Annotated in this window: 3 protein-coding genes; all 3 read left to right on the top strand. The window is 66.9% G+C overall.

What is annotated here, in order from left to right; all coding sequences use genetic code 11:
* Positions 1-8: 8 nt before the first annotated feature.
* The 3 genes from JYJ84_RS24305 to JYJ84_RS24295 all read left to right on the top strand — a co-directional run bounded on the left by JYJ84_RS24305 (position 9) and on the right by JYJ84_RS24295 (position 6,928).
* On the top strand, positions 9-3,122 hold the full coding sequence (locus tag JYJ84_RS24305) for an MdtB/MuxB family multidrug efflux RND transporter permease subunit (RefSeq protein WP_175221256.1): 3,114 nt from the start codon (positions 9-11) through the stop codon (positions 3,120-3,122).
* Between the two features lie 3 nt (positions 3,123-3,125).
* Positions 3,126-6,434 carry an efflux RND transporter permease subunit gene (locus tag JYJ84_RS24300; RefSeq protein ID WP_175221257.1) on the top strand — a complete coding sequence of 1,103 codons (3,309 nt, stop codon included), beginning with the start codon at positions 3,126-3,128 and terminating at the stop codon, positions 6,432-6,434.
* 110 nt (positions 6,435-6,544) lie between these two features.
* A complete protein-coding gene (locus tag JYJ84_RS24295) occupies positions 6,545-6,928 on the top strand; it encodes a VOC family protein (RefSeq protein ID WP_175221258.1) in 384 nt (127 codons plus the stop codon).
* The last annotated feature ends 49 nt before the right edge of the window (positions 6,929-6,977 follow it).

Genomic DNA, 6,977 nt, shown 5'->3' with positions numbered 1-6,977 from the left:
GCCGCTCGATGAATCCATCCCGCCTCTTCATTCTCCGGCCGGTCGGCACCGCCCTCCTTATGGCGGCGATCATGCTGGCCGGTCTCGTCGCGCTGCGCTTCCTGCCGCTCGCCGCACTGCCGGAAGTCGACTATCCGACGATCCAGGTCCAGACTTTCTACCCGGGCGCGAGCCCGGAGGTGATGACCTCGTCGGTCACCGCGCCGCTCGAACGGCAGTTCGGGCAGATGCCATCGCTGAACCAGATGTCGTCGCAGAGCTCGGCCGGCTCGTCGGTGATCACGCTGCAGTTCTCGCTCGACCTGCCGCTCGACATCGCCGAGCAGGAAGTGCAGGCCGCAATCAACGCGGCCGGCAACCTGCTGCCGTCCGACCTCCCTGCCCCGCCGATCTACGCGAAGGTCAACCCGGCCGACGCGCCGGTGCTGACGCTCGCGGTCACGTCGAAGACGCTGCCGCTCACGCAGGTGCAGGATCTCGCCGACACGCGCCTCGCGATGAAGATTTCACAGGTTGCGGGCGTCGGCCTCGTCAGCCTGTCGGGCGGCAATCGTCCGGCCGTGCGCATCCAGGCGAACCCGACCGCGCTCGCGCAGTACGGGATGAACCTCGACGACCTGCGCACGACGATCTCGAACCTGAACGTCAACACGCCGAAGGGCAACTTCGACGGCCCGACGCGCGCATACACGATCAACGCGAACGACCAGCTCACGAGCGCCGACCAGTACAACAGCGCGGTCGTCGCATACAAGAACGGCCGCCCGGTGATGCTCACCGATGTCGCGACGGTCGTCGCCGGCTCGGAAAACACCAAGCTCGGCGCGTGGGTGAACAAGGAGCCCGCGATCATCCTGAACGTGCAGCGCCAGCCGGGCGCGAACGTGATCCAGACGGTCGACGCGATCAAGGCGCAGCTGCCGAAGCTGCAGGAAACGCTGCCGGCCGCGCTCGACGTGCAGATCGTCACCGACCGCACGACGATGATCCGTGCCGCCGTGCGCGACGTGCAGTTCGAACTGCTGCTCGCGGTCGGGCTGGTCGTGCTGGTGATGTACCTGTTCCTCGCGAACATCTACGCGACGATCATCCCGAGCCTGTCGGTGCCGCTGTCGCTGATCGGCACGCTCGCGGTGATGTATATGGCCGGTTTCTCGCTGAACAACCTGTCATTGATGGCGCTCACCATCGCGACCGGCTTCGTGGTCGACGACGCGATCGTGATGATCGAGAACATCGCGCGCTACGTCGAGGAAGGCGAAACGGGGCTCGAGGCCGCGCTGAAGGGCTCGAAGCAGATCGGGTTCACGATCATCTCGCTGACGGTATCGCTGATCGCGGTGCTGATCCCGCTGCTGTTCATGGGCGACGTGGTCGGCCGCCTGTTCCATGAATTCGCGATCACGCTCGCGGTAACGATCGTGATCTCGGCGATCGTGTCGCTCACGCTCGTGCCGATGATGTGCGCGAAGCTGCTGCGCCATTCGCCGCCGCCCGAGAGCCATCGCTTCGAGGCGCGCGTGCACCAGGCGATCGACTGGGTGATCGCGCGCTACGCGGTCGCGCTCGAATGGGTGCTGAACCGCCAGCGCTCGACGCTCGTCGTCGCGCTGCTGACGCTCGGGCTGACGGGCCTGCTGTACGTCTACGTGCCGAAGGGCTTCTTCCCCGCGCAGGACACCGGCGTGATCCAGGCGATCACGCAGGCGCCGCAGTCGATCTCGTACGGTGCGATGGCCGAACGCCAGCAGGCGCTCGCGGCCGAGATCCTGAAGGATCCGAACGTCGAGAGCCTGACGTCGTTCATCGGCGTCGACGGCAGCAACATCACGCTGAACAGCGGCCGGATGCTGATCAACCTGAAGGCACGCGACGACCGTTCCGAAACGGCCGCGCAGATCATCCGCGACCTGCAGCACCGCGTCGCGAACATCACCGGCATCTCGCTGTTCATGCAGTCGGTGCAGGATCTGACGATCGACTCGACCGTCAGCCCGACGCAGTACCAGTTCATGCTGACGAGCCCGAACTCGGAAGAATTCGCGACCTGGGTGCCGAAGCTCGTCGCGCGGCTGCAGCAGGAGCCGTCGCTCGCCGACGTCGCGACCGACCTGCAGAGCAACGGCCAGTCCGTCTACATCGAGATCGATCGCGCGAGTGCCGCGCGCTTCGGCATCACGCCGGCAACCGTCGACAACGCGCTGTACGACGCGTTCGGCCAGCGCATCGTGTCGACGATCTTCACGCAGTCGAACCAGTACCGCGTGATTCTCGAGTCCGAGCCGAAGGAGCAGCACTACGCGCAATCGCTGAACGACATCTACCTGCCGTCGGCGGGCGGCGGCCAGGTGCCGCTGTCGTCGATCGCGTCGTTCCACGAGCGGCCGTCGCCGCTGCTGGTCGCGCACCTGTCGCAGTTCCCGTCGACCACCATCTCGTTCAACCTCGCGGCCGGCGCGTCGCTCGGCGAGGCGGTCAAGGCGATCGACGCCGCCGAGAAGGACATCAACCTGCCCGCGTCGTTCCAGACGCGCTTCCAGGGTGCGGCGCTCGCCTTCCAGGCATCGCTGTCGAACCAGCTGTTCCTGATCCTGGCCGCGGTCATCACGATGTACATCGTGCTCGGTGTGCTGTACGAGAGCTACATCCACCCGATCACGATCCTGTCGACGCTGCCGTCGGCCGGCGTCGGCGCACTGCTCGCGCTGATGATCACCGGGCACGACCTCGACATCATCGGGATCATCGGCATCGTGCTGCTGATCGGCATCGTGAAGAAGAACGCGATCATGATGATCGACTTCGCGCTCGAGGCCGAGCGCGTCGAAGGCAAGCCGCCGCGCGAGGCGATCTACCAGGCGTGCCTGCTGCGCTTCCGGCCGATCCTGATGACGACGCTCGCCGCACTGCTCGGCGCGGTGCCGCTGATCGTCGGCTCCGGCGCCGGCTCCGAGCTGCGCCAGCCGCTCGGGATCGCGATCGCCGGCGGCCTGATCGTGTCGCAGGTGCTGACGCTGTTCACGACGCCCGTGATCTACCTCGGCTTCGACTCGCTCGCGCGCCGCGTGCGCGGCTGGTTCGAACGCCACGGCCCGCAAGCCGGCTCGCGCACGGATGCGTAAGCGATGAACCTGTCGCGCCCCTTCATCACCCGCCCCGTCGCGACGACGCTGCTCGCGATCGGCGTCGCGCTCGCGGGCCTGTTCGCGTTCATCAAGCTGCCGGTGTCGCCGCTGCCGCAGGTCGACTTCCCGACCATCTCGGTGCAGGCGTCGCTGCCCGGCGCAAGCCCCGAGACCGTCGCGACCAGCGTGACGAGCCCGCTCGAACGGCACCTCGGCTCGATCGCCGACGTGTCCGAAATGACATCGACGAGCACGGTCGGCAATGCGCGGATCACGCTGCAGTTCGGCCTGAACCGCGACATCGACGGCGCCGCACGCGACGTGCAGGCCGCGATCAACGCGGCACGCGCCGACCTGCCCGCCTCGCTGAAGAGCAACCCGACCTACCGCAAGGTCAACCCGGCCGACTCGCCGATCATGATCGTGTCGCTGACGTCGGAGACCTCGTCGCCCGCGAAGCTGTACGACGCCGCGTCGACGGTGCTGCAGCAGTCGCTGTCGCAAATCGACGGGATCGGCCAGGTGTCGGTCAGCGGCTCCGCGAACCCGGCCGTGCGGGTCGAGCTCGAGCCGCAGGCGCTGTTCCACTACGGGATCGGCCTCGAGGACGTGCGCGCGGCGCTCGCGTCCGCGAACGCCAATGCGCCGAAGGGTGCGATCGAGTTCGGCCCGCAGCGCTACCAGCTGTATACGAACGACCAGGCATCCCAGGCGTCGCAGTACCGCGACCTCGTCGTCGCGTACCGCAACGGCGCGGCCGTGCGGCTGTCCGACCTGTCCGACGTCGTCGATTCCGTCGAGGATCTCCGCAACCTCGGCCTGTCGAACGGCAAGCGCGCGGTGCTCGTGATCCTCTACCGCTCGCCCGGCGCGAACATCATCGACACGATCGATCGCGTGCGCGCGGCGCTGCCGCAGCTCACCGCGTCGCTGCCGGCCGACATCACGGTCACGCCGGTGCTCGACCGCTCGACCACCATTCGCGCGTCGCTGAAGGACACCGAGCACACGCTGCTGATCGCGGTCAGCCTCGTCGTGATGGTCGTGTTCCTGTTCCTGCGCAACTGGCGCGCAACGCTGATCCCGAGCGTCGCGGTGCCGATCTCGATCATCGGCACGTTCGGCGCGATGTACCTGCTCGGCTTCTCGATCGACAACCTGTCGCTGATGGCGCTGATCGTCGCGACCGGCTTCGTCGTCGACGATGCGATCGTCGTGCTCGAGAACATCTCGCGGCACATCGAGAACGGCAAGTCGCGGATGCAGGCCGCATTCGACGGCGCGCGCGAGGTCGGCTTCACGGTGCTGTCGATGAGCATTTCGCTCGTCGCGGTGTTCCTGCCGATCCTGCTGATGGGCGGCATCGTCGGGCGCCTGTTCCGCGAGTTCGCGCTGACGCTGTCGCTCGCGATCGCCGTGTCGCTCGCGGTGTCGCTCACGGTCACGCCGATGATGTGCGCGCGCCTGCTGCCCGAGTCGCATGAACCGCAGAGCGAAGGCCGCTTCGCGCGATTCCTGGAACGCTGTTTCAGCCGCATGCAGCGCGGCTACGAGCGCTCGCTGTCGTGGGCGCTGCGCCGGCCGCTGCTGATCCTGCTGACCCTGTTCGCGACGATCGGGCTGAACGTCTACCTGTACATCGTCGTGCCGAAGGGCTTCTTCCCGCAGCAGGACACCGGGCTGATGATCGGCGGCATCCAGGCCGACCAGTCGACGTCGTTCCAGGCGATGAAGCTGAAGTTCTCCGAGATGATGCGGATCGTGCAGAGCAACCCGAACGTGAAAAGCGTCGCGGGCTTCACCGGCGGCACGCAGACCAACTCGGGCTTCATGTTCGTCACGCTGAAGGATCGCACCGAGCGCAAGCTGTCGGCCGACCAGGTGATCCAGCAGTTGCGCCCGCCGCTGGCGGACGTCGCGGGAGCACGCACGTTCCTGCAGGCGGCACAGGACATCCGCGTCGGCGGCCGGCAGAGCAACGCGCAGTACCAGTTCACGCTGCTCGGCGATTCGAGCGCCGACCTGTACAAGTGGGGGCCGATCCTGACCGAGGCGCTGCAGAAGCTGCCCGAGCTGACCGACGTGAACTCGGACCAGCAGCAAGGCGGCCTCGAGGCGATGGTGACGATCGACCGCGCGACGGCCGCGCGCTTCGGCATCAAGCCCGCGCAGATCGACAACACGCTGTACGACGCATTCGGCCAGCGCCAGGTCTCGACGATCTACAACCCGCTGAACCAGTACCACGTCGTGATGGAAGTCGCGCCGAAGTACTGGCAGAGCCCCGAGATGCTGAACCAGGTGTGGGTCAGCACGTCGGGCGGCAGCGCGAACGGCTCGCAGACCACCAACGCGGCGGCCGGCACCTACGTCGCGACGTCCGCCGGTACGTCGAGTGCAGGCACCGCCACGCAGAGCGCCGCGGCGATCGCGTCCGACTCCGCGCGCAACCAGGCGCTCAACTCGATCGCGGCGAGCGGCAAGTCGAGCGCGTCGTCGGGTGCGTCGGTGTCGACGTCGAAGTCGACGATGATCCCGCTGTCGGCAATCGCGACGTTCGGGCCGAGCACGACGCCGCTGTCGGTCAACCACCAGGGGCTGTTCGTCGCGACGACGATCTCGTTCAACCTGCCGCCCGGCGTGTCGCTGTCGCAGGCGACGCAGGTGATCTACCAGACGATGGCGCAGGTCGGCGTCCCGCCGACCATCGTCGGCAGCTTCCAGGGCACCGCGCAGGCGTTCCAGCAGTCGATGAACGACCAGCCGATCCTGATTCTCGCGGCGCTGCTGGCCGTCTATATCGTGCTCGGGATCCTTTACGAGAGCTACATCCACCCGATCACGATCCTGTCGACGCTGCCGTCGGCCGGCGTCGGCGCGCTGCTTGCGCTGCTGCTGTTCAAGACCGAGTTCAGCATCATCGCGCTGATCGGCGTGATCCTGCTGATCGGTATCGTGAAGAAAAACGCGATCATGATGGTCGACTTCGCGATCGACCAGACGCGCAACAACCACAAGTCGTCGTTCGACGCGATCCACGAGGCGTGCCTGCTGCGCTTCCGCCCGATCATGATGACGACGATGGCCGCGCTGCTCGGCGCGCTGCCGCTCGCATTCGGCAGCGGCGACGGCGCCGAGTTGCGTGCGCCGCTCGGGATCGCGATCGCCGGCGGCCTGATCGTGTCGCAGGTGCTGACGCTCTATACGACGCCGGTCGTTTACCTGTACATGGACCGGTTCCGCGTGTGGGGCGAAAAACGCCGCAACCGCCGCGGCAATTCGGGCGGGCCGGCCATCGCCGGCGAGTAACGGAACACGGCCGCCCGACAGGCGGCCGTTTTTTTTTGCGCTTGAACCGTGGCGGCGATCGGCTATCGTGAGTCCATGCCCACCGCGATGCCCTTCGCCGGGAATCCGCCATGAACGTCCAGCTCAACCATACGATCGTCTGGTGCCGCGACAAGCGCGCGTCGAGCCGCTTCCTCACCGAGCTTCTGGAACTGCCGCCACCGACGCCGTTCGGCGCGATGCTGGTCGTCCCGCTCGGCAACGGCGTGTCGCTCGATTTTTACGAACAGTCGGGAGCGATCGCGTCGCAGCATTACGCGTTCCTGCTCGACGAAGCAGGCTTCGATCGCGTGCTCGCGCGCATTCGCGAGCGCGGGCTGCCGCACTGGGCCGATCCGGCGAAGCGCCAACCCGATGACATCTACCGCCACAACGGCGGCCGCGGCGTGTACTTCGACGATCCGGACGGCCACTTCCTCGAAGTGATGACGCAGCCTTATGCGCTGAACGGCTAGTTCGGCCTGCAGGCCGGCATTGCGCCGGCCGCTATTGCGCGGTGCGGGG

Source organism: Burkholderia sp. LMG 13014, from assembly GCF_905232215.1.
Classification (GTDB): Bacteria; Pseudomonadota; Gammaproteobacteria; order Burkholderiales; family Burkholderiaceae; genus Burkholderia.
This window is presented reverse-complemented; position numbering and strand designations above follow the sequence as displayed.